General features: G+C 71.2%; 23 protein-coding genes and 1 tRNA gene. 12 read left to right on the plus strand and 12 right to left on the minus strand.

What is annotated here, in order from left to right:
• Positions 1 to 36: 36 nt before the first annotated feature.
• The gene (locus ACBJ32_RS27365) at positions 37 to 693 is read left to right on the plus strand and encodes a response regulator transcription factor (protein ID WP_357872686.1); all 657 of its coding nucleotides are present in this window, start codon (positions 37 to 39) and stop codon (positions 691 to 693) included.
• The gene (locus tag ACBJ32_RS27370; RefSeq protein WP_375129136.1) at positions 690 to 1,922 is read left to right on the plus strand and encodes a sensor histidine kinase; all 1,233 of its coding nucleotides are present in this window, start codon (positions 690 to 692) and stop codon (positions 1,920 to 1,922) included. Before ACBJ32_RS27365 ends, ACBJ32_RS27370 begins: the two co-directional genes overlap by 4 nt.
• Here ACBJ32_RS27370 and ACBJ32_RS27375 read toward each other — a convergent pair.
• Entirely contained in the window at positions 1,903 to 2,205 is a 303-nt protein-coding gene (locus tag ACBJ32_RS27375; RefSeq protein WP_357872681.1) for a YciI family protein, read from the minus strand. The genes ACBJ32_RS27370 and ACBJ32_RS27375 overlap by 20 nt on opposite strands.
• 110 nt (positions 2,206 to 2,315) lie before the next feature.
• On the opposite strand from ACBJ32_RS27375, the gene ACBJ32_RS27380 reads away from it, so the two are divergent.
• A complete protein-coding gene (locus tag ACBJ32_RS27380; RefSeq protein ID WP_375129137.1) occupies positions 2,316 to 2,840 on the plus strand; it encodes a hypothetical protein in 525 nt (174 codons plus the stop codon).
• On the opposite strand, the gene ACBJ32_RS27385 is transcribed toward ACBJ32_RS27380, so the two are convergent.
• The 3 genes from ACBJ32_RS27385 to ACBJ32_RS27395 all read right to left on the minus strand — a co-directional run bounded on the left by ACBJ32_RS27385 (position 2,754) and on the right by ACBJ32_RS27395 (position 5,237).
• A complete protein-coding gene (locus ACBJ32_RS27385) occupies positions 2,754 to 4,163 on the minus strand; it encodes an MFS transporter (RefSeq protein WP_375129439.1) in 1,410 nt (469 codons plus the stop codon). The genes ACBJ32_RS27380 and ACBJ32_RS27385 overlap by 87 nt on opposite strands.
• A gap of 115 nt (positions 4,164 to 4,278) precedes the next feature.
• The gene (locus tag ACBJ32_RS27390) at positions 4,279 to 4,398 is read right to left on the minus strand and encodes an SEC-C metal-binding domain-containing protein (protein ID WP_375129440.1); all 120 of its coding nucleotides are present in this window, start codon (positions 4,396 to 4,398) and stop codon (positions 4,279 to 4,281) included.
• Positions 4,399 to 4,541: 143 nt separating this feature from the next.
• Positions 4,542 to 5,237, minus strand: coding sequence for a class I SAM-dependent methyltransferase (locus ACBJ32_RS27395; protein ID WP_375129138.1), 696 nt, complete (start codon positions 5,235 to 5,237; stop codon positions 4,542 to 4,544).
• Positions 5,238 to 5,363: 126 nt separating this feature from the next.
• Between ACBJ32_RS27395 and ACBJ32_RS27400 the strand changes: the two genes are divergently transcribed.
• The 3 genes from ACBJ32_RS27400 to ACBJ32_RS27410 all read left to right on the plus strand — a co-directional run bounded on the left by ACBJ32_RS27400 (position 5,364) and on the right by ACBJ32_RS27410 (position 9,327).
• Entirely contained in the window at positions 5,364 to 7,241 is a 1,878-nt protein-coding gene (locus ACBJ32_RS27400; protein ID WP_375129139.1) for a serine/threonine-protein kinase, read from the plus strand.
• Positions 7,238 to 8,842 (plus strand): serine/threonine protein kinase, encoded by a 1,605-nt coding sequence (locus ACBJ32_RS27405; protein WP_375129140.1) that lies wholly within the window; start codon positions 7,238 to 7,240, stop codon positions 8,840 to 8,842. The genes ACBJ32_RS27400 and ACBJ32_RS27405 overlap by 4 nt, the downstream gene beginning before the upstream one ends.
• Positions 8,843 to 8,910: 68 nt before the next feature.
• On the plus strand, positions 8,911 to 9,327 hold the full coding sequence (locus ACBJ32_RS27410; protein WP_375129141.1) for a VOC family protein: 417 nt from the start codon (positions 8,911 to 8,913) through the stop codon (positions 9,325 to 9,327).
• 76 nt (positions 9,328 to 9,403) lie between these two features.
• Here ACBJ32_RS27410 and ACBJ32_RS27415 read toward each other — a convergent pair whose 3' ends face one another.
• The 3 genes from ACBJ32_RS27415 to ACBJ32_RS27425 form a co-directional block, all read right to left on the minus strand.
• Positions 9,404 to 10,252 (minus strand): SDR family oxidoreductase, encoded by an 849-nt coding sequence (locus ACBJ32_RS27415; protein WP_375129142.1) that lies wholly within the window; start codon positions 10,250 to 10,252, stop codon positions 9,404 to 9,406.
• Between the two features lie 105 nt (positions 10,253 to 10,357).
• The gene (locus ACBJ32_RS27420) at positions 10,358 to 10,999 is read right to left on the minus strand and encodes a hypothetical protein (protein ID WP_375129143.1); all 642 of its coding nucleotides are present in this window, start codon (positions 10,997 to 10,999) and stop codon (positions 10,358 to 10,360) included.
• A gap of 75 nt (positions 11,000 to 11,074) precedes the next feature.
• Positions 11,075 to 11,485 carry a RidA family protein gene (locus ACBJ32_RS27425; protein WP_375129144.1) on the minus strand — a complete coding sequence of 137 codons (411 nt, stop codon included), beginning with the start codon at positions 11,483 to 11,485 and terminating at the stop codon, positions 11,075 to 11,077.
• Positions 11,486 to 11,593: 108 nt separating this feature from the next.
• Between ACBJ32_RS27425 and ACBJ32_RS27430 the strand changes: the two genes are divergently transcribed.
• Together ACBJ32_RS27430 and ACBJ32_RS27435 are read left to right on the plus strand one after the other, a co-directional pair.
• Positions 11,594 to 12,382: a hypothetical protein gene (locus ACBJ32_RS27430; RefSeq protein WP_375129145.1), complete on the plus strand. Its 789-nt coding sequence runs from the start codon at positions 11,594 to 11,596 to the stop codon at positions 12,380 to 12,382.
• A 143-nt stretch (positions 12,383 to 12,525) separates the two neighbouring features.
• Positions 12,526 to 14,892: a right-handed parallel beta-helix repeat-containing protein gene (locus ACBJ32_RS27435; RefSeq protein ID WP_375129146.1), complete on the plus strand. Its 2,367-nt coding sequence runs from the start codon at positions 12,526 to 12,528 to the stop codon at positions 14,890 to 14,892.
• A gap of 79 nt (positions 14,893 to 14,971) precedes the next feature.
• On the opposite strand, the gene ACBJ32_RS27440 is transcribed toward ACBJ32_RS27435, so the two are convergent.
• Positions 14,972 to 15,045, minus strand: a tRNA-Lys gene (locus ACBJ32_RS27440).
• Between the two features lie 126 nt (positions 15,046 to 15,171).
• On the opposite strand from ACBJ32_RS27440, the gene ACBJ32_RS27445 reads away from it, so the two are divergent.
• Positions 15,172 to 16,011 carry a MoxR family ATPase gene (locus ACBJ32_RS27445; protein ID WP_357872649.1) on the plus strand — a complete coding sequence of 280 codons (840 nt, stop codon included), beginning with the start codon at positions 15,172 to 15,174 and terminating at the stop codon, positions 16,009 to 16,011.
• Positions 16,004 to 17,380, plus strand: coding sequence for a VWA domain-containing protein (locus ACBJ32_RS27450; protein ID WP_375129147.1), 1,377 nt, complete (start codon positions 16,004 to 16,006; stop codon positions 17,378 to 17,380). The genes ACBJ32_RS27445 and ACBJ32_RS27450 overlap by 8 nt, the downstream gene beginning before the upstream one ends.
• 3 nt (positions 17,381 to 17,383) lie before the next feature.
• On the opposite strand, the gene ACBJ32_RS27455 is transcribed toward ACBJ32_RS27450, so the two are convergent.
• Complete coding sequence (locus ACBJ32_RS27455) at positions 17,384 to 18,151, minus strand: nuclease-related domain-containing protein (RefSeq protein WP_375129148.1); 768 nt, start codon at positions 18,149 to 18,151, stop codon at positions 17,384 to 17,386.
• 173 nt (positions 18,152 to 18,324) lie between these two features.
• Here ACBJ32_RS27455 and ACBJ32_RS27460 point away from each other — a divergent pair, with 173 nt between their 5' ends.
• On the plus strand, positions 18,325 to 18,933 hold the full coding sequence (locus ACBJ32_RS27460) for a TetR/AcrR family transcriptional regulator (protein ID WP_375129149.1): 609 nt from the start codon (positions 18,325 to 18,327) through the stop codon (positions 18,931 to 18,933).
• On the opposite strand, the gene ACBJ32_RS27465 is transcribed toward ACBJ32_RS27460, so the two are convergent.
• The 3 genes from ACBJ32_RS27465 to ACBJ32_RS27475 are packed head-to-tail and all read right to left on the minus strand — an operon-like array spanning position 18,904 to position 22,309.
• The gene (locus ACBJ32_RS27465) at positions 18,904 to 19,950 is read right to left on the minus strand and encodes an acyl-CoA dehydrogenase family protein (protein ID WP_375129150.1); all 1,047 of its coding nucleotides are present in this window, start codon (positions 19,948 to 19,950) and stop codon (positions 18,904 to 18,906) included. The two genes, ACBJ32_RS27460 and ACBJ32_RS27465, sit on opposite strands and share 30 nt — an antisense overlap.
• A complete protein-coding gene (locus ACBJ32_RS27470; protein WP_375129151.1) occupies positions 19,947 to 21,110 on the minus strand; it encodes an acyl-CoA dehydrogenase family protein in 1,164 nt (387 codons plus the stop codon). Before ACBJ32_RS27470 ends, ACBJ32_RS27465 begins: the two co-directional genes overlap by 4 nt.
• A complete protein-coding gene (locus tag ACBJ32_RS27475) occupies positions 21,107 to 22,309 on the minus strand; it encodes an acyl-CoA dehydrogenase family protein (protein ID WP_357872632.1) in 1,203 nt (400 codons plus the stop codon). Before ACBJ32_RS27475 ends, ACBJ32_RS27470 begins: the two co-directional genes overlap by 4 nt.
• A gap of 106 nt (positions 22,310 to 22,415) precedes the next feature.
• On the opposite strand from ACBJ32_RS27475, the gene ACBJ32_RS27480 reads away from it, so the two are divergent.
• Positions 22,416 to 23,006 (plus strand): GNAT family protein, encoded by a 591-nt coding sequence (locus ACBJ32_RS27480; protein WP_357872631.1) that lies wholly within the window; start codon positions 22,416 to 22,418, stop codon positions 23,004 to 23,006.
• Positions 23,007 to 23,015: the final 9 nt, after the last annotated feature.

Consider the following 23,015-nt stretch of genomic DNA (forward strand, 5'->3'; position numbering starts at 1 on the left):
GGCTCTGTAAGCGGATGGAAAGGCCTGGGGTGCGCGATGCGGGTGCTGGTGGTTGAGGACGAGCCGATGCTCGCCGACGCGATTGCCGAGTGGCTGCGCGAGGAGACGCACGCGGTCGATCTGGCACACGACGGCGAGGCGGCGCTGGAGCGGATCGCGGTCAACGACTACGACGTGGTCGTGCTGGATCGGGACCTGCCGCGCGTGCACGGCGACGAGGTCTGCCGGGAGATGGTGGCCTCCGACTGCGACGCGCGGGTGCTGATGCTCACCGCCGCCGCGCAGCTCGACGACCGGGTCACCGGGCTGTCCATGGGGGCCGACGACTACCTGACCAAGCCGTTCGCCTTCCCCGAACTGGCCGCCAGGGTGCTGGCGCTGGGCCGGCGCTCCCGGCCGGCCGCGCCGCCCGTGCTGCGGCGGGCCGGGATCACCCTCGACCCCGCGCGGCGGGAGGTGTTCAGGAACGGGCGGTTCGTCCCGCTGTCGAAGAAGGAGTTCGCCGTCCTGGCCGAGCTGCTGCGGGCCGACGGCAACGTCGTCTCCGCCGAGCAGCTCCTGGAGAAGGCGTGGGACGAGAACGCCGACCCGTTCACCGGAGCGGTCCGGCTCACCATCCTCAAGCTGCGCCGCAAGCTGGCCGACCCGCCGATCGTGGAGACCGTCGCGGGAGTGGGGTACCGGATCGCGTGAACCTCCTGCCGTCGTCACTGCGCAGCCGGGTGCGGCCCACGCTGCGGCTGCGGCTCACGCTCGTGTACGGGGCCGTCTTCTTCCTGGCCGGGCTGGTGCTGCTCGCTGTCACGTACCTGCTGTTCAACCAGCAGCTCGTACGGACCTTCGACGACCGGTACGCCACCCCGGCGGAGCCCGGCCGGTTCAAGCAGCTCTTCATCAAGCAGGACGGGGTCACGCTGTACGGCGACGCCGCGGTCGAGTGGCTGTGGCAGCAGCAGCAGGAGCTGCGCGACCTCGCCCTGACCTCGCTGCTCGTCCAGGGGGCGATCGCGCTCGTCGTGGTCGGCGGCGCGGCCGTGGCGCTGGGCTGGTGGGTGGCCGGCCGGGTGCTGGCCCCGCTGCACCTGGTCACCGCGACCGCACGCAAGATCGCCGCCGCTCCCATGGCCGAGCGCGGCCTGCACGAACGGATCGCGCTGCGCGGGCCCGCGGACGAGGTCAAGGACCTGGCCGACACGTTCGACACCATGGTGGAGCGGCTCGACCACTCCTTCGACGGGCAGCGCCGCTTCGTGGCCAACGCCTCCCACGAGCTGCGCACGCCGCTGACGCTCAACCGGGCGCTGGTCGAGCTGGCCATGCACCGCCGCACGGCCTCCCATGACGTCAAGGAGCTGGGCGAGAGCCTGCTGGAGATCAACGCCCGCCACGAGCGCCTCATCAGCGGCCTGCTGCTGCTCGCCAGGTCCGAGCAGGAGATCGCCGACCGCTCGCCCGTGGACCTGGCCGACATCGTCACCCACGTGGCCGCCCAGGCCGCCGACCAGGCCGCCGACGCCAAGGTCACCGTGTACGAGGTCGTCGCCCCCGCCCCGACCACCGGCGACGCGCTGCTGCTCGAACGGCTCGTGCACAACCTGGTGGAGAACGGCATCCGGTACAACCTCGACGACGGCACCGGGTGGGTGCGGGTGGTCAGCCGTACCGTGTCGGGGGACAAGGTGGAGGTGGAGGTCAGCAACACCGGGCCGGCCGTGCCGCCGTACGACGTGCCGCTGCTGTTCAAGCCGTTCCACCGGCAGGCGGGCGAGCGCGCCGTGACCGGGACCAGCGCCGGGCTGGGGCTGTCGATCGTGCGGTCGGTGGCCGTCGCCCACGGTGGCGACGTGCGGGCGCGGCCCCGGGAGGGCGGCGGCCTGATCGTGGCCGCGTCGCTGCCCCGGGTCACCGGCCCTTCGTGGTGAGCAGCTCGCGCAGGTCCTCGTGCAGCCGCCCCGGGTCCACGGTGACGATCTCGTACGCCGCCACGCCCGCCACCGCGAACGGGTCACCTGCCGCCACCCGCTCCACCCGCTCCCGCGGTCCGGTGGCCAGGATGACGCCGCCGAGATCGTCGGGAACCGTCTGGCCCGACAGCAGGAACGTGCCGTCGGCGTGGTGCCGCTCCAGGTAGGCCACGTGACCTGGCACGTGCGGGGTCACCTCGTCGGGAGGGGCGGTGTAGCGGACGAGGAGCACGTGCAGCATGTCGTCATTTCTCCTTATATATAGAGGTGGCCGGGAAGGGTCCCGCGCTCGTGCTGGCAGGGTTCGTCGTGACAGACGGTACTCCCATCGATGCGCAGGAGAACGAGGCCATGCATCTCACGCTTTCCTCCCGGTACGGTGCGGCGCTGGTGGGGGTCGGGGCAGGGGTCGTGCTGCTGGTGGCGGGCTGCGGCAGCGGGACGCCGGCGGCATCCACGACGCATCCGCCCTCCACCTCCCGCCCCCCGGCCACCACCACGTCCCCCACCTCCTCCCCCTCCCCCTCCTCCACCTCCTCCCCCTTGACGCCTTCGGCTTCGGCTTCGGCTTCGGCTTCGGCGAGCCCCAAGGTCACGAAGGCCGCGGACGGGCGGAAGCTCTCGGCGTGCCAGGACCTCCGGTGCGAGGTCGAGGTGAAGGGCGGGGACACGATCCGGTTCACCGCCAAGTACGACATCAAGGCGTTCCACGTGCAGCGGGTCGCCAAGCGGACGCTGTACTTCGCCACCGCCGACGGCGACGGCGGGATGCACGGCTACGTGGGCGGCTCAGGATCCGTCAGCACGGCGGACGTCCACATCGAGATGACGCCGCTGGGCAGCAAGCGAATGATCCTCAAGATCCGCCCGAGGTGACCCCGCGCCCGAAGACGGACCCTCTGCCGGAGCCGGTGCGGCCGGTCGGGGGTCCGCGCGGATGCGCCAGACGGACGGCACCGACAGCGTGGCCACGCTCAGCAGCACGGTGAACGCGGCGCACACCACCAGCACGGGGCGGCTGCCGAACGCGGCCGCCGCCGGGCCGGCCAGGCCCATGCCGAGCGGCGCGGCCACCAGCGAGCCGAGCAGCATCACCGACGTCGCCCGCGCAACGAACTCCTCGGGAACGTGCCGCTGGACGACGGTGGTCTGCAGCACGTTGTGGACGACGAGCTGCAGCCCGGCCGCTGCCCCCGCCATCACCAGCAGCCACAGGCCGGCAGGCACGGCCAGCAGCGCCGGAAGCGGCGCCATGAGGAGGAAGAACAGCAGGGCCGCAGCCATGGGACGCGCGGGGCGCCACCGGGCGACGAGCAGGCCCCCGGCCAGCCCGCCCACGGCGTACGCGATGCCGGTCGCCGACCACGCCGGGGCGCCGCCCAGTTGCCGGTCGGCGACGTAGGGGCCGAGCACCAGGATCGGGGAGATCACGATCATGTTGCCCAGGGCCACGTGCACGATCCACACCCACAGCCAGGTCCGCCGGCGTACCTCCGCGAAGCCACCACCGATGCTCGCCAGCAACCCGCCACCCGCCCGCGACCCACCGCCTGACTGCGACCCGCCGTCCGGCTGTGACCCACCGTTCGGCTGTGACCCACCGCGCGACTGCGGCCGGCCGCCGGCGATCGTGCGCGGTAGTAAGCGCAGGTAGCCCGCGCTCACCAGGAACGTCAGCGCGTCGATCAGCACCGCCCAGCCTGCCCCGACCAGCGCCACCAGTGCCCCCGCCACCGCGAGCGCCGCGATCGAGGCGGCGCTGCGGGAGATCGAGATGAGGGAGTTGGCCGCCTGGAGGTGCTCCCTGCCGGCCAGCGAGCCGATGAGCCCCACGGCCGCCGGGTTGAAGAACGCCGACCCCGCGCCGGCGACGAGCTGCAGGACCACGAGCATCCAGATCTCCGCGGCGCCCGTGAGCAGCAGCACCGCCGTGACGCCGTGCGCCGCGAAGCGGAGCAGATCGGCGACCAGCATGATCGTACGCCGCGAGAACCGGTCACCGGCCGCGCCGCCCACCAGGGTCAGCACAATGACGGGCAGCCGGGTGCTGAGCACGACGATCCCGAGGTCCGCCGGGGACCCTGTGAGGTGCAGGACCGCGAACGCGAGCGCGAGCGGCGTCAGCGAATCACCGAACGCGGAGGCCGTCTGTCCCAGGTAGTAGCGGCGGAAATCGCGGATCGTCAGTGGCGAGAAGATGTCGGCACACCCCTTTCCGGCTCGCGGCCTTCCGGCCCACGCCCCTGCGGGAGGGGACGCGGGCCGAAGAAGGCCACCTTGCCAGGAGCCACCGACAGAATCGGCTCACGGGCGGTCACGGACGTAGTAGTGGCCGAGGGTGTCGTCGTAGCGGCCGGTGGGGCGGCAGCAGCGGCGGAAAGCGGCGCCCGGAGCCGCAGGGGCACGGGTCGTTGCCGCCGAGCTTCTCGATCAGTTCCTTGCCGCGGCCGGTGCTGCGGTCGCCGCGCTTGACGTGCGTCTCGCTAAGGGGAACCCCTTGCGGCGCTTGCTGGTCAGCTCAAAAGGACATCTCGTCGCGGTGCATGGCGGGCCTCCTCGGTCCGTGGCGAACGGAGGTCACGATAGGTCGCCGGTGCGCCGGGGCGCGACCGGTTTTTCCGGTGCGTAGTAGGAGTCGACGGCGGGCTGGCCGGTGTAGTTGGGGCCGGCCTGGTCATCGGCGCCGAGGTAGCGGTAGGGGAGGTCGAGGGTGCGGGGGCCGGTGCAGCGGATTCTCTTCGTCCGCGCGTCGTACGCCAGGCCCTGGGAGCGGAGGGCGGAGGTGAGGCGGCGGCCCGCCGGGGTGCCGTCCGCCAGGCGGACGCTGCCGGCGTCGAAGCCGGCGACGAAGAGGCCGTCCTCGGCCAGCCAGGTGGTGATCCTGGCCAGGAGGGTGAGCTTGTCACCGATGTAGTGGAGGCCGTGCACGCAGGTGATGAGGTCGAAGGGGGCGTCCGGGTGCCAGGCGGTGGCGGAGGCCGTGACGAGGCGGAGGCGCGGGGGGTCGGGGCGGCAGGCGAAGAAGCCGACCAGGTCCACGCCGACGATCTCGGCGTCCCGGCCGAGGAGGTGGGTGGCCTCGCCGAGGGCGTACGCGGCGCCGCAGCACAGGTCGAGCCAGCGGGCGGGTCTGGTGGTCGCGGTGCGGTGCAGGACGGCCGGGACGTCGATGCCGAGCTCGCGGTTGTAGCCGGGGAGGCGGCGTTCGCGGTTCATGAGGTTGTTGGCGACCACCGTCGACCGCTCCAGCTCGGCGTCCGTGGTCAGGTGCATTTCTGACTCCTCGCTGCCGAACTACCGGGAGGATTTTGGACAAGTACTCGACTTCACTACAAATCCTGATACGGGTCGCTATCGTACGTAAGATCCACCGCACCCGTCTCAGGAGTCACTTCTCTCATGGCGCATTTGGAACCGCTGCGGGAGGACGACCCGGCGGCGGCAGGGGCCTATCGACTGCTCGGCCGGCTCGGCTCCGGCGGGCAGGGCACCGTCTACCTCGGGCAGGCGCCCGACGGGCGGGCCGTGGCGGTCAAGGTGCTGCGAGAGGGGCAGGCCGGGTTCGGCGAGCGGCTGGCCAAGGAGATCGAGGCGGCCCGGCGGGTGGAGCCGTTCTGCATCGCGCAGGTGCTCGACGCCTCGCTGAGCGGGCCTCGGCCGTACATCGTGACCGAGTACGTCGAAGGGCCGTCCCTCCAGCAGGCCGGCCGGCACACCGGGGCCGACCTGCAACGCCTGGCCGTCGCCACGGCCACCGCGCTGGCCGCCATCCACCAGGCGGGCATCGTGCACCGCGACTTCAAGCCCGCGAACGTGCTGCTAGGGCCCGGCGGCCCGCGCGTCATCGACTTCGGCATCGCCAGGGCCCTGGACGACGGCGTCACGCACACCAGCGGCGTCGTCGGGACACCCGCGTACATGGCGCCCGAGCAGCTCGCGGGACAGCCGGTGGGGCCGGCGGCGGACGTGTTCGCGTGGGCGTCCGTGATGGTGTGGGCGGGCACGGGGACGCCGCCGTTCGGGCAGGACACGTTGCCCGCCATCATCAACCGGATCCTGCACAACGAACCTCAGCTCGGTGAGCTGGCACAGCCGCTCCGGTCGGTCGTGTACGAGTGCCTGGCCAAGGACCCGCACCGGCGTCCGGGCATGCGCGATGTGCTCCTGCGGCTGCTGAGCGGCCAGAACGCGGGCCCTGGGCCTGGGCCGGGGCCGCGGCATCCCGGCGCGGCCTTCGGGGCGGGGCCCGGCTCCGCCGCCGCGGCCGGTCCGGCCGCAGGAGGCCCGCTCGGGCCGACGGGGATGCCTGGGCACGGCTCCGGGTTCCCGCTCGGGCCGACGGGAGCGCCCGCGCAGGGCACCGGGTCCCCACTCGGGCCGACGGGGGTGCACGCTCAGGGACCTGGGCCTGTGCCTGGGTCGATGCGCGAGGCGGGTGCCGGGCCGGGATCCGCGCCGGGTGCCGGCCTGGCGCCGGGACCGCACGCCGGGCCCATGCCGGGACCGCACGCCGGCCCGATGCCGGGACCGTACCCGGGGCCGATGCCGGGTGGCGGCGGGCCGGTGGTGCCCGGGCGGCGACGGCGGGCCTCGCGGGGAGCGCTGGGGCGGATCGGTGTGCCGGTGGCCGTCGGCGTGGCCGTGATCATGGTGGTGGCGCTGGTAGGCGGGGCCATCTGGCTGGCTCCGTGGACGGGCGAGCCGGGCTCCGAGTCGCTCGCCGCCGTCTCCCCCGGCTCGTCCTCCACCGCGAGCTCGTCCCGGAGCCCGTCGGCCTCCCCCACGGAGAAGCCCACGGACCGGCCGTCGACGCCGAGCCCGCGCAGGACCGCCCGCAAGACCCAGGGACCCACCCAGACGCCGAAGAGCACCCCGAAGGCGACGACCGCGCCGACGACGGTCACGAAGAGCCCCACCCCCACCCGCACCACCAAGAGGCCGGTCACCGGCGCCAAGGTCAGCATCCTGGAGATCGAGCTGTTCGGCGGCCCGGGCCAGTCGAACGCCGACGGCTGCTACATGCCGCCGATCCACTTCCAGACCAACGTGGAGTCCACCCGGCCCGGCATCTGGGTCTCCTATGCCTGGGTCGTGGACGGCAAGACCCGCGAGAGCCGCAGATCCTGGGTCCCCGAGGACGACTACACGGCGTTCGTGACGGCCGGCCAGTACATGCTGGACGCGGGCAGCCACACGATCACCCTGCGCGTCACCTCGCCCTCCACCACCAGCAAGAGCATCTCGATCGACATCTGCGACCTGGACGACTACTCATGACGCCCCAGGCCATCGGCCCGTACCGGGTCGTCGAGCTGCTCGGGGAGGGCGGCCAGGGAGTGGTGTACCTGGGCGTGGCCCCCGACGGCACTCGGGTCGCCATCAAGGTGCTGCGCGACGGGGTGACCGGTGACGGGCGGTTCGCCAAGGAGATCGCCGCCGCGCGGCGGGTGGAGCCGTTCTGCATCGCGCAGGTGCTGGACGCCTCGCTGGGCGGGCGGCCGTACATCGTGACCGAGTACGTCGAGGGCCCCTCCCTGGCGAAGGCCGGCGTGCACACCGGTGCGGACCTGCAACGCCTGGCCGTCGCCACGGCCACCGCGCTGGCCGCCATCCACCGGGCCGGGGTCGTGCACCGCGACTTCAAGCCGGCGAACGTGCTGCTCGGCCGTGACGGGCCGCGCGTCATCGACTTCGGCATCGCGCGGGCCATGGACGACGCGGTGACCCGTACCAGCACGATCGTGGGGACGCCCGCGTACATGGCGCCCGAGCAGTTCCTGGGCGCGCCCGCCGGGCCGGCGGTGGACGTGTTCGCGTGGGGCTCGGTGATGGTGTTCGCGGCCACCGGCGCGCCGCCGTTCGGCAACGACTCTCTGCCGTCGGTGCTCAGGAGGATCCAGTACGAGAAGCCGCGCCTGGAGGGCGTGCCGGAGCCGCTGCGCTCGATCGTGTACGCCTGCCTGGCCAAGGACTCCGCCACCCGTCCCGCCATGCAGGACGTCCTGTTCCGCCTCATCGGCGCTCCGGCCCCCGGCCTCGGTGACGTGCCCGCCTCCCACGCCCCCGGCCAGGGTCCCGCCCCGAGCGGCCCAGGCCAGGCAAACCTCCCGGACGGCCCAGGCCACGCGCACATCCCGGGCCGCCCGAACCGGGCGCACGTTCCAGGCGGCGTTCCGCGTGGGTTCTCCGCCGAGTCCACGCAACAGCCCGCCGGCCGGGTGCCGATCTCCCATGCTCCCACCGGCCCGGTCCGCGGGGCGTCCCGCGACCGGCTGATCACCGGGCTCCTGGCCGGCGGCACGGCGGTCGTCGTGACCGGGGGCGCGGCGGCGGCGTGGCTCCTGCTGCCCGGCTCGCCCGTCAACGGCACCAGCACCGCCGCGATCACCACCACGCAGGCCACCCCCACCACCCCGCACCCGGCCGGCAAGGCAAAGAAGTCGGCCAAGCCCCTGCGTCCCAGCAAGACGGCGACGCGCCCCGCCCCCACCGCCTCCGTACGCACGAAGAGCCCCACCACGGAGCCCGCGCGGACACCCACGACGACCAGGCCGGCCACCACCAAGCCGACGACCGGCGGCGCGGGCGGCGTGAAGTCGGTGGCGTTCACCTTCGAGGGCATCAGGCTGGGCGACTGCTGGCGATCCGACACGAACATCTGGGCCAAGGTCACCGCCTCGGGCACCTACAGCTACCGCTGGCTGGTCAACGGCCAGAACCAGGGCAGGCGGCAGGGCACCTCCGCCGACAGGCCCCTCCTCCCGTCGATCACCTGGAAGCAGGCAGGCACGTACCAGGTGGTCTTCGAGGTCGTCACCCCCAACCCCAGCCGCAAGAGCACCACGGTCAGGATCTGCGACTTCGACGAGGGCTGGTGACGGGGCGGGCGGCGTACGGGTGCGCGCTCCCGGGTACTCAAGTGATCACCGACCCGGAAGGACCCCGCATGGAACTCCCCCGCTTCCACCTCGCCGTCCCCGTGGACGACCTGGACGCCGCCCGCCACTTCTACGGCGACCTGATCGGCTGCGCCCAGGGCCGCAGCTCCGACCGCTGGATCGACTGGAACCTGCACGGCCACCAGTTCGTCACCCACCTCGCCCCGGCGCGCGCCGAGCGGGTGCACAACCCGGTGGACGGCCACGACGTGCCGGTCCCGCATTTCGGCCTGATCCTGACGATTCCCGAATTTCATGAGCTGGCCGACCGGTTCCGCGCGGCCGGCACCGCGTTCGTCATCGAGCCGTACCTGCGCTTCGAGGGGCTGCCGGGCGAGCAGTGGACGATGTTCCTGCTGGACCCGGCGGGCAACGCGCTGGAGTTCAAGGCGTTCGCGGATGATTCGCAGGTGTTCGCCGTCTAGGATTTCGGGCCCATGCGGATGGCCGCCCGGCCGCATGTCGTCGCGGCGCATGACTCGAAGAATCGATCCCGATAAATCAGGAAAATGACCCTGTTGCGAGTAGTTCCGCAAAGCTGGTGGCCGGATGTCCGGTGAGCGCCGGAACATCGCCGCTGACCCCTTCGAGCTCCCCGGCCGCGATCGCGAGATACGTCGACACCCACGCCTCCACCTGCCATCCGGGCGCGCCGTAGATCTCGCGGGACGCGTAGGCCTCCGGCACCGTCTCGGCGTGGTAGGTGACGTCCCGCCCCGTCGCCGCGCTGATCAGGGCGGCGACCTCGTCCAAGGTCAGCGCCTGCGGCCCGGTGAGGTCGTAGGTGGCCCCTGCGTGCTCCTCCGGCGCCAGCAGCACGTTGGCCGCCGCCTGGGCGATGTCGTCCTGCGCCACGGCCGCCACCCGCCCCTGCCCGGCCGGCCCCCTGATCACGCCGTCGCTGCCCGCCATGCCGGGCAGGAAGTCGGCGTACAGGTTGTCGCGCAGGAAGGTGAAGGTCAGGCCGCTGTCGCGGATGTACTGCTCGGTCGCCCAGTGGTCGCGTGCCAGCGTGAACGTCGCGTCGGGGGCCGCGCCGTAGAACGAGACGTACACGAGGTGGGAGACGCGGGCGTCGCGGGCGGCGTCCACGAACGTACGGTGCTGGCCGAGGCGGTCCTCGCTCTCCGACGCCGACACGAACAGCACGGTCGAGGCCCCGTCGAGCGCCTCCCGCATCGCCGCACGGTCACCGTACGAGGCGCCGGCGGCCGTGGCGCGGTCGAGACGCGGGGCGCGGTCGGCGGCATGCCGGGAGACGAGCCGCTGCTCGGCACCGGCGGCGGCGAGCAGCGCGGCGACCCGGCCGCCCAGCCGCCCGGTGGCACCGGTGGTGACGATGAACGACATACCGGCACCCTAGCCGGAGCGCCACCCGGCGCCCGAACGCCGCACGTCCACCGGCGGGGCGCCACCCAGCGCCGGGACGCCGCGCGACCTCCGGCAGGACGCCGCTCAGAGGCCGAACGCCGCGCGCGTCCACCGGTACTGGGCGTCCAGCAGCTCGCCCAGCAGGTCGTACAGCGTTCCTTCCGGGGACTCGCCCACCCGCTCCGGCCGGGCGTGCTCGCCGGCGGGGCCGCGTTCGGCCATGAGGATCACCCGGTCGTTCTCCCGATCCACCCCCAGCCCCACCAGCGCCTCCCGCGCGCCCGCGCACGCCTCCGCATCGCCCTCGCGGTAGTAACCCTCGGCGAGGTTCTCCCACAGGGCGCGGGCGGGCGGGCTCTGCTCGGGGCTGAAGGCCCGGCCCGAGAAGACGATCACCATGGCGTCCACCCGCAGCACGGCCGCGCTGCGCCGGTGCGCGTCGTCGTACGTGCCTTCCGGAGGCACCGGCTGCGCCCGGAAGGACTCGGCGAGGAAGCGCAGCATGGAGGCGAGGTCGTACTCCGCCATCCTGGGGTCCATCTCGTACTCGATGAACCCCGCGAGCGGGAACGGCGGGTCCGGCAGCGTGTTGTAGCCGAGGAAGAGCCTGGGCCGGCCAGGCGCCTCGCGAGAGTCGAGCGGTGCCGTCAGCGCTCCGTGCGCCACCCTGCCGAGCGCGCCGCACCCGTGATCGGGCAGGCCCGCGGCCGACCGAAACATACTCATGCACAAAGTGTGGCAGTCACTTTACTCACCGTACAGGTGTCGGCAGGAAACCCGTAGCCGCTCCCCTCCCGCCGGTCATGACCCAGCGATCACCGCCACCGCCTCGACCTCGACGAGCTGGTCGTTGTAGCCGAGCACGGTGACGCCGAGCAGCGTGCTCGGGACGTCGTGCTCCCCCATGTACTCCCGGTACACCTCCCAGGCCGTCACCAGGTCGGCCTGGCGGGTGGAGGCCACGTACACGGTGGTCTTGACGACGTCGGTCAGCGAGGCTCCCGCCCCGTCGAGGGCCGTGACGAGGTTGCGCATCACCTGATGGGCCTGCCCGGCGTAGTCGCCGACGGCCACCGTCTTGCCGTCGAGGTCGAGGGGGCAGGCGCCCGCGACCCAGATCGAGCGTACGGGGGCGTCCACGGTGGCGGCATATGCGTAGTCGACCTGCTGCGTGAGCTGGTCGTTGCGAATAAGTCGAACACCTGATGTCATGACTGTTCTTCCTATCACTCGGCAAGCTGGGAAGCTTCCGAATTTTTCGCCACTTCCGCCGGCGCCGATACCATCCTTCAGGCACCGTCAGCTCAAGGGAGAGTCGCCGTGCGTGTCCACCTGGCCGTCTTAGCCGCCGCCACGATCCTCCCGTTCGCCGCCGCACCGGCCGCGGCGGCCGCCCCCGTGGTGTACGAGTGCACCACCGCCGCCACGGGCGAGAAGCAGGAGGTCAGCCTCGACGTCGAGCTGACCGTGCCCGCCCAGGCCACCGCGGGCCAGCCGATGACGATCGGGTGGAGCGGCGTGTTCGTCACGGGCAAGGAGCTGCTGGCCCCCGCCACGGGCATGGAGGGCGAGCTCAACATGTACGTGTACGCCGGGATCAGCGGCATCGACGACCTGACCTCGGCCACCGGCGTCGCCGAGATCGGCACGGTCATCCCCGGCGAGCCCGTCCCGATCCCCCCGACGGCCACGATGACGACCACCCCGCGCAAGGCCGGCACCGGCACGGTGCACGCGGCCTCCGTCAACTTCGGCCTGACGCCCCAGGACCGCCTCGTCGAGTGCGAGGTGAGGGGCTCACGGACGGAGTACCCGCTCACCGTCACCGGCGCCGACGGCTCGGCCGGCCCCGACCCCTCCGGCAGCGCCACTCCCGACGCCGGGAACGACACCGGGGACGACGGCTCGGACGAGGACACGAACGGCGGCGGCAGCGAGCCGGACAGCACCGTCACGGTCACCTCCACCGACATCCCGTCCGGCGGGGTCGACACCGGGGCCGGAGGGATGGCGGGCCCGGACGGGCGGGCGCTGATGCTGACCGGCCTCGTGATCATGCTCGCCGCCGTCGTCGGCCTCCGCCTGCGCAGACCCCGCCGCCAGGCGTAGGAGGCTTCCGCACCGCGGCGAGCAGGGCCCCGGCGCCGGTCAAACCATTGAACTCTGACGTCGCCGGCGTTACGGTGCCACAGAAGTGACTTTCCGGCTTCTGTAATATTGTATCGATTGCCCTTAACGAGGTCTGCTTCAGCATGCCAAGAAAAGCGATGATCCCCCTGCTGGCAGCGGCTCTGGCGACCGGCGTCGGCGCGCACCCGGCCGCCGCCGCCCCACCCGCCAAGAACGTCGTGTACGTCGCCAAGAACGGCGACGACGGCGCGACCGGAACGGAGAAAGCCCCGTTCGCCACGATTGAACGCGCCCGCGACGCGCTCGCGGGCAGGACGAGCGCACGCAATCCCGGAACCGTCTACATCCGCGAAGGCGTGTACCGGACGTCCAGGACGATCGAGGTGACCGGCGCGGACCAGTCGTACGTCACCTACGCCGCCTACCCCGGCGAGCAGGTGGAGCTGGCCGGCGTCACCACCCTCGCGCCGGACCGGTTCCGCAGGCTCGGCGACGTCCCGGCGGGCGAGGCCAAGTGGTCGTCGAAGTCCCGCGTCCCGGCCGCCGCGGCCGCCGGCGTCTTCGTGTACGACTTGGGCGCGGAGGGCATCCCCGCCGGAACGCTCAACAAGAACGGCTTCAACTGGAAACCGCAGCCCTTCGCCCCCGCACTGATCACCGACGACGTCACGCAGACCCTCGCGCAGTATCCCAACGGTGACGCGAAACTCGACCGCGACCACCTCACCGTGAAGGAAGCCCCCAAGGGCGCCCGCGACTACTTCTCGGACAAGACCGCCGACGGCACGACCATGCCGTACGAGGACATGCTCAAGCTCCCCGGCCCCGTCTACACGGTCAAGGACCCGGAGCTGGCCGCCCGCTACGAGAAGTGGGCCGGAGCGACCGGCACGACCGGCACCGACAACACGGCCCGCGAAACCGACGGCTGGCTGTCCGGCTACTTCGGCAACAACTACGCCAACGACCGCCTGCGCATCGACTCGGTCGGCGGCGGCGACATCAGGACCGGTTACCCGACCATGTACGTCGCCACCGACAAGTGGTCGTCGTTCGTGGCCCAGAACGTGCTGAGCGAGCTGGACGCCGAAGGCGAGTACTACATCGACCGCCACCAGGGCCACAACACGCTCTACTACTACCCGCCGGGCGGCACCGTCGAAGGCAAGGAGATCAGCCTCACCTCCTTCGACGCCCCGTTCTTCACCCTGGAGAACGTCAGGAACGTCACCCTCAAGGGCCTGAGGCTGAACGGCACGACCGGCACCGGCGTGCGCCTGCTGGACGCGGAGTCGTGCACCATCGACGGCCTGGAGATCCTCAACGTCAGCATGGACGCGGTGGCGATCGGCCAGGCCAACGACGCGATCACGGCCATCGCCGAGTACCGCACCAGCCGGGGCGGTCACCGCAACCGCGTCGTCAACAGCAGGCTGCACGACCTGGGCGGCGGCGGCGTCTTCACGGCCGGAGGCGACCGCGACTCGCTCGAACGCGGCAACCACGTCGTCGAGCACAACGAGATCTACGACTTCTCGAAGCTGGCCACCTACACGCCCGCCGGCTACATGTACGGCGTCGGCAACACCTTCCGGTACAACCACGTCCATGACGCGCCGCACATGGCCATCCAGATCATGGGCAACGACATGGAGATCAGCCACAACAGGTTCGAGCGGCTCGTGACGCACGCCTCGGACCAGGGGGTGATCTATTCGGGCCGGGACTACACGTACTTGAACAACGTGGTGGCGTACAACCTGTTCAAGGACGTCGGCGCGGACGGCAACCAGGCCATCTACATGGACGACGGGATGACCGGCATGGTCGTCCACCACAACGTCTTCGACAACGTCCAGCACGGCCTGTTCTACCAGTCCGGTCACAGCAACGTCGCCTCGGACAACGTGTTCAAGGACGTCACGTACATCGGCCACGACAAGCTCTACCACGAGGGCGGCAAGCGGCTGCCCGTGGCCAACCAGAAGGTCGTGGTCGAGCGCTTCAACGACATGCTGAAGGCCGGCGACGGCACCGGGTTCACCAACACCCGGGAGAACGTCGAGAAGTGGCACCGCCGTTACGGCAAGCAGTACCCGAACATCCGCGACTGGTACGTCCCCGTCGATGCGCGGGGGCAGGCGTGCACGGCGGTCGGCACCACGGAGTGCACCGACGAGTACGTGTGGAGCAATCCGAACTCCGTGTACGTCCCGGCGAACAACGTGCTGACGCGGTCGGTGAGCATCGGCACGGGCGACTTCGCCTACACCGACGACGCGGGCGGGCTGAGCAACAAGACCTTCAACCCGGACTTCGACTCCTACAACGTGAAGAGGGCCACTCCCGCCGAGTTCGCCTTCGACCCGGCCACCGGCAGGTTCGACGAGCGTGCCACGCCGCTGAGCTCGGCGGAGGGCTTCGGCCGCGCGTGGGTGAAGGAGTGGAACAGGAACTTCACCCTGGAAGGGATCGGCCCTCGCAGGTGAGGTGTCCCGCCGGCGGGTAGGCGTGCCGGCGCCCGCAAACGACTTCGGGCACCCTCACCGAGGGTGCCCGATCGTGGAGTGCGCCGCCAGGGACTCGAACCCCGGACCCGCTGATTAAGAGTCAGCTGCTCTGACCAACTGAGCTAGCGGCGCGCTGGCAGAAAGGAATATACCGGTGATCCGCATCCTGGTCGAATCGGTATCCGGGGCACATCACCGGCTAGAATAAAGTTCGGCTCACAGCCACAGGCTCACAGGCTCCGGCAGACAGGATCATGCATGTTCGACTCGCCCGCCGACGTGACGGAGCGGCTCGCCGCCGTGGACTACCTCTCCGACGACGCCATCTCCACCTCGGTGTTCCTGGCCGCGGCGCTGGGCAAGCCGCTGCTGGTCGAGGGCCCGGCGGGAGTCGGGAAGACGCAGCTCGCCAAGGCGGTGGCCCGCACGACCGGGGCCGAGCTGATCAGGCTGCAGTGTTACGAGGGGCTCGACGAGGCCAGGGCCCTGTACGAGTGGAACTACAAGAAGCAACTCCTCAGGATCCAGGCCACCAGCGACGACGACGACATCTTCACCGAGGAGTTCCTGCTGGAGCGGCCCCTGCTCAAGGCCATCAGGGCCGACGGGCCGACCGTGCTGCTCATCGACGAGACCGACAAGGCCGACGTCGAGGTGGAGGGGCTGCTGCTGGAGCTGCTGTCCGACTTCCAGGTGACGATCCCCGAGCTGGGCACGATCGCCGCCACGCGCAGGCCGTACGTGGTGCTGACCTCCAACGCGACCCGCGAGCTGTCGGAGGCGCTCAAGCGGCGCTGCCTCTACCTGCACATCGAGTACCCCACGCCCGAGCGCGAGCGGGACATCGTGCTGGCCCAGGTGCCGGACATCCGGGCCGAGCTGGCCGAGCAGCTCGCCAGGACGGTGGCGACGCTGCGGGCGCTGGAGCTGAAGAAGGCGCCGTCCGTGGCCGAGACCGTCGACTGGGCCAACACGCTGCTGGCGCTGGGGCGGGAGGAGCTGGACGAGGCGACCGTGGCCGGGACGCTGGGCGTGGTGCTCAAGCACGCCTCCGACCACGAGCGCGCGGCCAAGGAGCTGGGGCTCCCGGATGCCTGAGCCGCGGGGGTCGCTCGTCGACCGGCATGTCGGGTTCGTGCACGCGTTGCGGGCGGCGGGCGTGCCGGTGTCGGTGGCCGAGGGGCTGGACGCGGCCAACGCGATGCGGGTGATCGAGCTGGCCGACCGCGAGTCGCTGCGGGCCGCGTACGCGGCGACGCTGGTGAAGAAGCCGGCGTACCGGCCGGGGTTCGACGTGCTGTTCGACCTGTGGTTCCCGGCCTCGACCACCGGCCTGTCCGCCGTCCGCGCCGGGGGCCACGTCGATCCGGGGACGGCGGACCTCAAGGAGCTGCGCGAGCACCTCGCCGGCCTGCTGACCAGCTCGACCGACCAGGAGATGCGCGAGTTCGCGCAGGCCGTGGTGGAGCGTTTCGGCAGGCAGGAGGCGGGGCCCGGCCGGCAGAACTGGTTCTCCTACAGCGTCATGCGCGCCCTGTCTCCCGAGACGCTGATGGCCTCCATCCTGCGCAACGTCCTGCAGGGCCGCGAGCGCGGCGGGCTGGCGGAGAAGACCGTGCGCCAGCAGGTCAGCGCCGGGATCAGGCGCTTCGAGGAGGCCGTGGCCACCGACGTGCGCCGCCGCATCGCCGAGGAGTCCGGGATCGAGCGGATCGCCCGCTCGGCCGTGCGCCCGCCGCTCGACCAGATCGACTTCCTGCGCATCACCAAGGCCGACCTGGCCGCGCTGCGCAGGGAGGTGTACCCGCTGGCCAGGCGGCTGGCCGCGCGCCTGACGATCAAGCACCGCAAGGGCAGGCGGGGCAGGCTCGACTTCCGCAGGACCGTACGGGCCTCGCTGCAGAGCGGCGGCGTGCCGCTGACCACCCACTTCAAGCCGCCCCGCCCGCACAAGCCCGAACTGGTCATCCTCTGCGACACCAGCGACTCGGTCTCGTCGTTCGCGCACTTCACGCTGCTGCTGACGTACGCGCTGCGCGAGCAGTTCACGAAGGTGCGGGCGTTCGGGTTCGTGGACACGGTGGACGAGATCACCCGGTTCTTCCTGCCGGGCTCCGACGTGGTCGAGGCCATGACCAGGCTGGTGAACGAGGCGGACATGGTGCGCTTCGGCCGCACCAACTACGGGCACAGCCTGGAGCGCTTCGCCGAGCGGTACGCCGACGCGCTCGGCCCGAAGACGTCCCTGCTGATCCTGGGCGACGCCCGCTCCAACTACCAGCCACCCGCCCTGGACGTGCTCAAGTCGCTGGTGTCGAGGACCCGTTCCGCCTACTGGCTCAACCCCGAGCCGCGCCCGCAGTGGGACACGGGCGACTCGGTCGCCGGCGAGTACGGCACGGTCGTCCCCATGTCGGAGTGCCGGAACGTCGCCCAGCTCGCCGCGTTCATCGAGACGCTGGCCTGACCCTCAGACGCGCTGGAGCTCCCGGGCCGCGGTACGGGCCAGCAGCTCGATCTGCGAGTCGTTCAGCACGCCCGTGTCGGCCGCCTTGATCAGGCGGGCCGCCGTGCGCGGCCTGAGCAGGGTGAGGCCCTCGGCGGCCACCACGCCGTTCCTGGGCAGGACCCCGCAGTGGACCGCGATCATGGGGTTGATCGTCACCGGGACGCCGGTCTCGCGCGTGAGCAGGTCGGCGAACGCCTCGGCCTTCTCCACCAGCGCCTTGGCGGTCTTGCTGCCGTACTTCTCGCCGAAGAACAGCCGGCCCACGTAGCACGCGATCTCGATGTCCGGCGCCCAGGACTCGTTGTCGACGATCCACACGCCGCCCGGGCCGATCACGAGGTGGTCGATGGAGGCCTGGCCGCGGATGGCCCGGCCGTCCAGGACCTGGTAGCCGTGGCGGCGCAGCGAGCGGCGCAGGACGCGACCGGTGATCACCTCGCCACGCCTGGCCCCGCGCCACACGGCCGTGCGATGGAAGGAGTACCAGTCGAGGAACCAGTCCCCGCCGTAGACGAGCCCCGCGAGCAGCAGGCCGGTCAGCGCGGAGACGCCCGAGAGGTCGAACCTCAGGCCGAGCGCCACGCCGACGATGAATCCCACTCCGGCCTTGACATAACGGTACTTACGCCGGTTCGGCGCGTCCTCGCGCCAGAACTTCTCGTACCACCACTGCGGGGAAGACCCTGTGTACTTCTCGTTGGGCTGCACGTAGATAGAGCCACCGGGCACGGCAAACTCCCCGAATGAGTAGATGTTGTGCAGGATCTGCCACGCCGAAGATCCCTCGCCGGTCAAGAGATACCCGCTCTCCAACCAAGGCGAGCCTAAGGTGACGGAATTAGTACCCGCAAGACCATCAACCGACCAGTCGGTATGCTAAGGCGGTGACCAAGGGGGACGATGTGAAAGACGAACCGGTCAGGCAGCGCCTGCTGGCCGAGGCGACCAGGCTGTTCGCCGAGCGGGGCTTCGAGAGCACGTCCGTACAGGAGATCGTAGTGGCAGCAGGTGTCACCAAGGGCGCCATGTACCACTATTTCGACTCCAAGGATGATCTGCTCCACGAGATCTACGCCCGGGTGCTCCGCATGCAGATGGACCGGCTGACGCAGATCGCCGACGGCCCCGGCACGATCCAGCAGCGGCTGCACAGGGCCGCGGCCGACGTCGTGGAGACGACGGCCGCCAACCTCGACGACTCGAAGATCTTCTTCAGGTCGATCCACCTGCTCGCGCCCGAGACGCAGAAGACCGTGCGCGCCGAGCGCCGCCGCTACCACGAGCGCTTCCGCGGGCTCGTGGCCGAGGGGCAGCGCACCGGCGTCTTCAGCGACCGCGTCCCGGCGGAGCTGGTCGTGGACTTCTTCTTCGGCTCGGTGCACCACCTCGGCTCCTGGTTCCACGCGGAAGGCCCGCTGACTGGCGCCCAGGTGGGCAAGCACTTCGCCGACCTGCTGCTGACCTCCCTCGACGCCCCGCTGTCAGGAGGGCCCGGGCACGTCGACGAGTGAGGCCAGCGCCTCCCGGTGGTCGCCGGGCGTGCCCAGCGCGATCTCCGTCGCCTTGGCCCGCTTGAGATACAGGTGCACGGGGTGCTCCCAGGTCATCCCGATGCCGCCGTGCAACTGCAGGGCCTCCTCGGCCGCGTGCACGGCCACCCCCGCGTTCCACGACTGCGCCACGGCCACGGAGATGGACGAGGCGTCGGCCACCGCGTTCCTGGCCGCAGCCCTGGCCCGCACCACGTCCAGCCACAGATCGGCCAGCCGGTGCTTGATCGACTGGAACGAGCCGACCGGCCTGGCGAACTGGTGCCGCTCCTTAACGTAGGCCAGCGTCGTCTCCAGGCACCACTCGGCCACCCCGAGCTGCTCGGAGGCGAGCAGCCCCGCCCCGAACCTGAGCACCGCCGCCAGGTCGCACCCGCCGACGCGCCGCCCCTGCGCCTTGGCGAACGTGACCGTGGCCACCGGCCTGGTCAGGTCCAGCGAGGGCCCGACCTCGACCGAGGCGCCCTCCACCGCGTACAGGTCGCCGCCGACCGGCACCAGCAGCACGTCGGCCACCTCCGCCCCGGCCACGCCGGTGACGGTCCCGGACAGCCGCCCGCCGCCGTCCACGGTCACGGACGAGCCGCGCTCGGGCGCGTACGGGGAGGCGGCGAACGACACGGCCAGCGCCGCCGTCCGCCGCCCCTCGGCCAGCTCGCCGAGCAGCGCGTCACGGGTCGGCAGCAGCGCCTGCGTGGCCAGCACCGAGCTGGTGAAGAACGGCACCGGCGCCACCGTCCTGCCCAGCTCCTCCAGCACCACGGCCACCTCGCTGGCCGACGCGCCCGCGCCGCCCAGCTCCTCGGGGATCAGCAGCCCGGCCACGCCGATCTCGCCGGCCAGCGTCTTCCACAGGTCCAGGTCGTAGGGCTCGGACTCGATGCGCTTGAGCACCGCCGCAGGCGGGCAGCGGTCGGCGAGCAGCCCGCGTACGGAGGACCTGAGCTCCTCCTCGACCTCGGAGTACAGCAGGGTCATCGCGGCAGGTCCTTCCAGGGCACGTCCTTGTCGACACGGGGTTCGGAGGGCAGGCCGAGCACGCGCTCGGAGATGATGTTGCGCAGGATCTCGGAGGTGCCGCCCTCGATGGAGTTGCCCTTGGCCCGCAGGTAGCGGTAGCCGGGGCCGCGGCCGTAGAAGTCGACGTCCTCCGAGCGGCGGAACGTCCAGTCGTCGTAGCTCAGGTCGCGCCGCAGCTCGACGTCCAGCCCGGTCAGCGCCTGGTTGAGCCGGGCGAACGAGAGCTTCATCCCCGACCCCTCGGGGCCGGGCTGCCCGGCGGCGAGCTGCTCGCGCAGGCGCGCCCCCGACAGGCGGGTCACCTCGGCCTCCACCCACAGCGACAACAACCGCTGGTGCAGGTCGTGGGTGCGCAGCTCGGGCTGCTCGCGCCAGGCCGACAGCACGGTGGCCAGCACACCGCCCCCGCGCCGCGTGGGCGCCCCGCCGATGGCGACGCGCTCGTTCATCAGCGTGGTCTGCGCGACCCGCCAGCCGTCGCCGACCTCGCCCAGCCGCAGGTCGTCGGAGAGCCGCACGCCGGTCAGGAACACCTCGTTGAACTCGGCCTCACCGGTGATCTGCCGCAGCGGCCGCACCTCGACGCCCGGCGCCTGCATGTCGCACACGAAGTACGTCAGGCCGCGGTGCTTGGGCACGTCCGGGTCGGTACGGGCGACGAGGATGGCCCACCGGGAGTGGTGCGCGCCGGACGTCCACACCTTCTGGCCGTCCACCACCCACTCGTCGCCGTCCCTGACGGCCCGCGTCGCCAGCGTGGCCAGGTCGGAGCCGGCGCCGGGCTCGCTGAAGAGCTGGCACCAGATCTCCTCCCCCGTCCACAGCGGCCGCAGGAACCGGCGCTTCTGCTCCCCGGTCCCGAACGCCAGGATCGTCGGCGCCGCCATGCCCAGGCCGATGCCCTGCTTGCCGCCGCTGATCTGCGGCGTGTCGGCCAGCTCCCGCTCGACGACCTGCTGCAGCTCGCGAGGAGCCGCCAGCCCGCCGAGCCCTTCGGGGAACCACACCCACGCCAGCCCGGCGTCGAACCTGGCCCGCAGGAACTCCAGCCGGTCCCCGCTCGGGTCGTGCTCGCCGAGGAACGCGGCCACGCGCTCCTTGATCTCCGCTTCGTTCACATCCACCTCTTCAGCTCGCGATAGGCCAGCGACCGCTTGTGCACCTCGTCGGGGCCGTCGGCCAGGCGCAGGGAGCGGGCGCCGGCCCAGAGGCCGGCCAGGGGGAAGTCCTGGGAGACGCCGCCCGCGCCGTGCACCTGCACGGCCTTGTCGAGGATCCACTCCACGGTGATGGGAGTGGAGATCTTGATGGCCTGGATCTCGGTGTGGGCGCCCTGGTTGCCCACCGTGTCCATGAGCCAGGCCGTCTTCAGCACGAGCAGGCGCGCCTGCTCGATCCTGATCCGGGACTCGGCGATCCAGTCCTGCACGACGCCCTGCTGCGCGACGGGCTTGCCGAACGTCGTCCTGGCCAGGGCCCGCTTGCACATCATCTCGACCGCGCGCTCGGCCATGCCGATCAGGCGCATGCAGTGGTGGATGCGGCCGGGGCCGAGGCGGGCCTGGGCGATGGCGAAGCCGCCGCCCTCCTCGCCGATGAGGTTGCCGGCCGGGACGCGGACGTCCTCGAACACGATCTCGGCATGGCCCCCGTGGTCGGCGTCGGTGTAGCCGAAGACGTGCATGCCGCGCTTGATGTGCAGGCCGGGGGTGTCGCGGGGGACGAGGATCATGCTCTGCTGTCGGTGCTTGGGCGCCTCCGGGTTCGTCTTGCCCATGACGATGAAGATCTTGCAGTCGGGGTTCATGGCGCCGGAGATGAACCACTTGCGGCCATTGATGACGTACTCGTCGCCGTCGCGGGTGATGGAGGTGGCGATGTTGGTGGCGTCGGAGGAGGCCACGTCGGGCTCGGTCATCGCGAACGCGGAGCGGATCTCGCCGTCGAGCAGCGGCTGGAGCCACTCCTTGCGCTGCCACTCGTTGCCGAACATGGACAGCACTTCCATGTTGCCCGTGTCCGGGGCCGCGCAGTTGGTGGCGACGGGGGCGATGGAGGGACTCCGGCCCATGATCTCGGCCAGGGGGGCGTACTGGAGGTTCGTCAGGCCGGCGCCGTGCTCGCCGGGCAGGAACAGGTTCCACAGGCCGCGCTTCCTGGCCTCGTCCTTGAGGTCGCTCAGCAGGGGCGGCGGGCTCCAGCCGCTGGTCTGGGCCTGTTCCTCGAAGGCGGGCTCTGCCGGATAGACGCATTCGTCCATGAAGCGGAGCAGGCGCTCGCGCAGGTCCTCGGTGACTGTGTCAAAGGCGAAGTCCATGGGCGTGAGCCTACCGACCGGCCGGTATGAGTGTCGACAGGTGGTTCCCCGCAAAAAGGGGCATGTGGCCATAAAAGTGGCACATGGGTTCTCATAAGGTCTTCGCATGACCGCGAAGCTGCCTGCGCCTGTGGTGCTCGAGAACGGCGTCGTCCGCCTCGAGCCCCTCACCATGGATCACGTACCCGACCTGTTCGCCGCCGGTGGCGGTGACGAGGAGCTGTGGCGCTGGCTGCCCATCGACGCCCCGCGCACCGAGGAGGAGCTGGGCAAGGTCGCCAGGAAGCTGATCGACGACGACGTGCACGTGCCGCACGCCGTGGTGCTGAAGGAGAGCGGGCGGGCCGTCGGCTGGACCACCTACGCCGACGTGCCCGGCTTCGAGGCGAGCGTCGAGATCGGCTGGACCTGGTACGGCAGGGCCGTCTGGCGCACGGCCGTGAACACGAGCTGCAAGCTGCTGCTGATCGACCACGCCTTCTCCCTGGGCTACAACCGCGTCCTGCTCAAGACCGACAACCTCAACCTCCGCTCGCAGAACGCCATCAAGCGCATCGGCGGCGTGCACGAGGGCACCCTGCGCCGCCACCGCAAGCGGTCGGACGGCACCTGGCGCGACACCGTCTGTTTCGGCATCCTCGAAGAGGAATGGCCGCAGCACCGGGATAGGCTGGCGGCCCGCTTGAACCTTTCCTAGAAGGGCGGC

It is taken from the genome of Nonomuraea sp. GTA35, assembly GCF_041950525.1.
GTDB lineage: Bacteria > Actinomycetota > Actinomycetes > Streptosporangiales > Streptosporangiaceae > Nonomuraea.

What these genes read in the sequence shown, in the direction of transcription:
- ACBJ32_RS27405 (WP_375129140.1), top strand. Translation starts at nt 7,238, where the DNA reads ATGACGCCCCAGGCCATCGGCCCGTACCGGGTCGTCGAGCTGCTCGGG.
- ACBJ32_RS27410 (WP_375129141.1), top strand. Translation starts at nt 8,911, where the DNA reads ATGGAACTCCCCCGCTTCCACCTCGCCGTCCCCGTGGACGACCTGGAC.
- ACBJ32_RS27435 (WP_375129146.1), top strand. Translation starts at nt 12,526, where the DNA reads ATGCCAAGAAAAGCGATGATCCCCCTGCTGGCAGCGGCTCTGGCGACC.
- ACBJ32_RS27445 (WP_357872649.1), top strand. Translation starts at nt 15,172, where the DNA reads ATGTTCGACTCGCCCGCCGACGTGACGGAGCGGCTCGCCGCCGTGGAC.
- ACBJ32_RS27395 (WP_375129138.1), bottom strand. Translation starts at nt 5,237, where the DNA reads ATGCACCTGACCACGGACGCCGAGCTGGAGCGGTCGACGGTGGTCGCC.
- ACBJ32_RS27415 (WP_375129142.1), bottom strand. Translation starts at nt 10,252, where the DNA reads ATGTCGTTCATCGTCACCACCGGTGCCACCGGGCGGCTGGGCGGCCGG.
- ACBJ32_RS27375 (WP_357872681.1), bottom strand. Translation starts at nt 2,205, where the DNA reads ATGCTGCACGTGCTCCTCGTCCGCTACACCGCCCCTCCCGACGAGGTG.
- ACBJ32_RS27420 (WP_375129143.1), bottom strand. Translation starts at nt 10,999, where the DNA reads ATGAGTATGTTTCGGTCGGCCGCGGGCCTGCCCGATCACGGGTGCGGC.
- ACBJ32_RS27475 (WP_357872632.1), bottom strand. Translation starts at nt 22,309, where the DNA reads ATGGACTTCGCCTTTGACACAGTCACCGAGGACCTGCGCGAGCGCCTG.
- ACBJ32_RS27425 (WP_375129144.1), bottom strand. Translation starts at nt 11,485, where the DNA reads ATGACATCAGGTGTTCGACTTATTCGCAACGACCAGCTCACGCAGCAG.
- ACBJ32_RS27480 (WP_357872631.1), top strand. Translation starts at nt 22,416, where the DNA reads ATGACCGCGAAGCTGCCTGCGCCTGTGGTGCTCGAGAACGGCGTCGTC.
- ACBJ32_RS27365 (WP_357872686.1), top strand. Translation starts at nt 37, where the DNA reads ATGCGGGTGCTGGTGGTTGAGGACGAGCCGATGCTCGCCGACGCGATT.
- ACBJ32_RS27450 (WP_375129147.1), top strand. Translation starts at nt 16,004, where the DNA reads ATGCCTGAGCCGCGGGGGTCGCTCGTCGACCGGCATGTCGGGTTCGTG.
- ACBJ32_RS27465 (WP_375129150.1), bottom strand. Translation starts at nt 19,950, where the DNA reads ATGACCCTGCTGTACTCCGAGGTCGAGGAGGAGCTCAGGTCCTCCGTA.
- ACBJ32_RS27400 (WP_375129139.1), top strand. Translation starts at nt 5,364, where the DNA reads ATGGCGCATTTGGAACCGCTGCGGGAGGACGACCCGGCGGCGGCAGGG.
- ACBJ32_RS27380 (WP_375129137.1), top strand. Translation starts at nt 2,316, where the DNA reads ATGCATCTCACGCTTTCCTCCCGGTACGGTGCGGCGCTGGTGGGGGTC.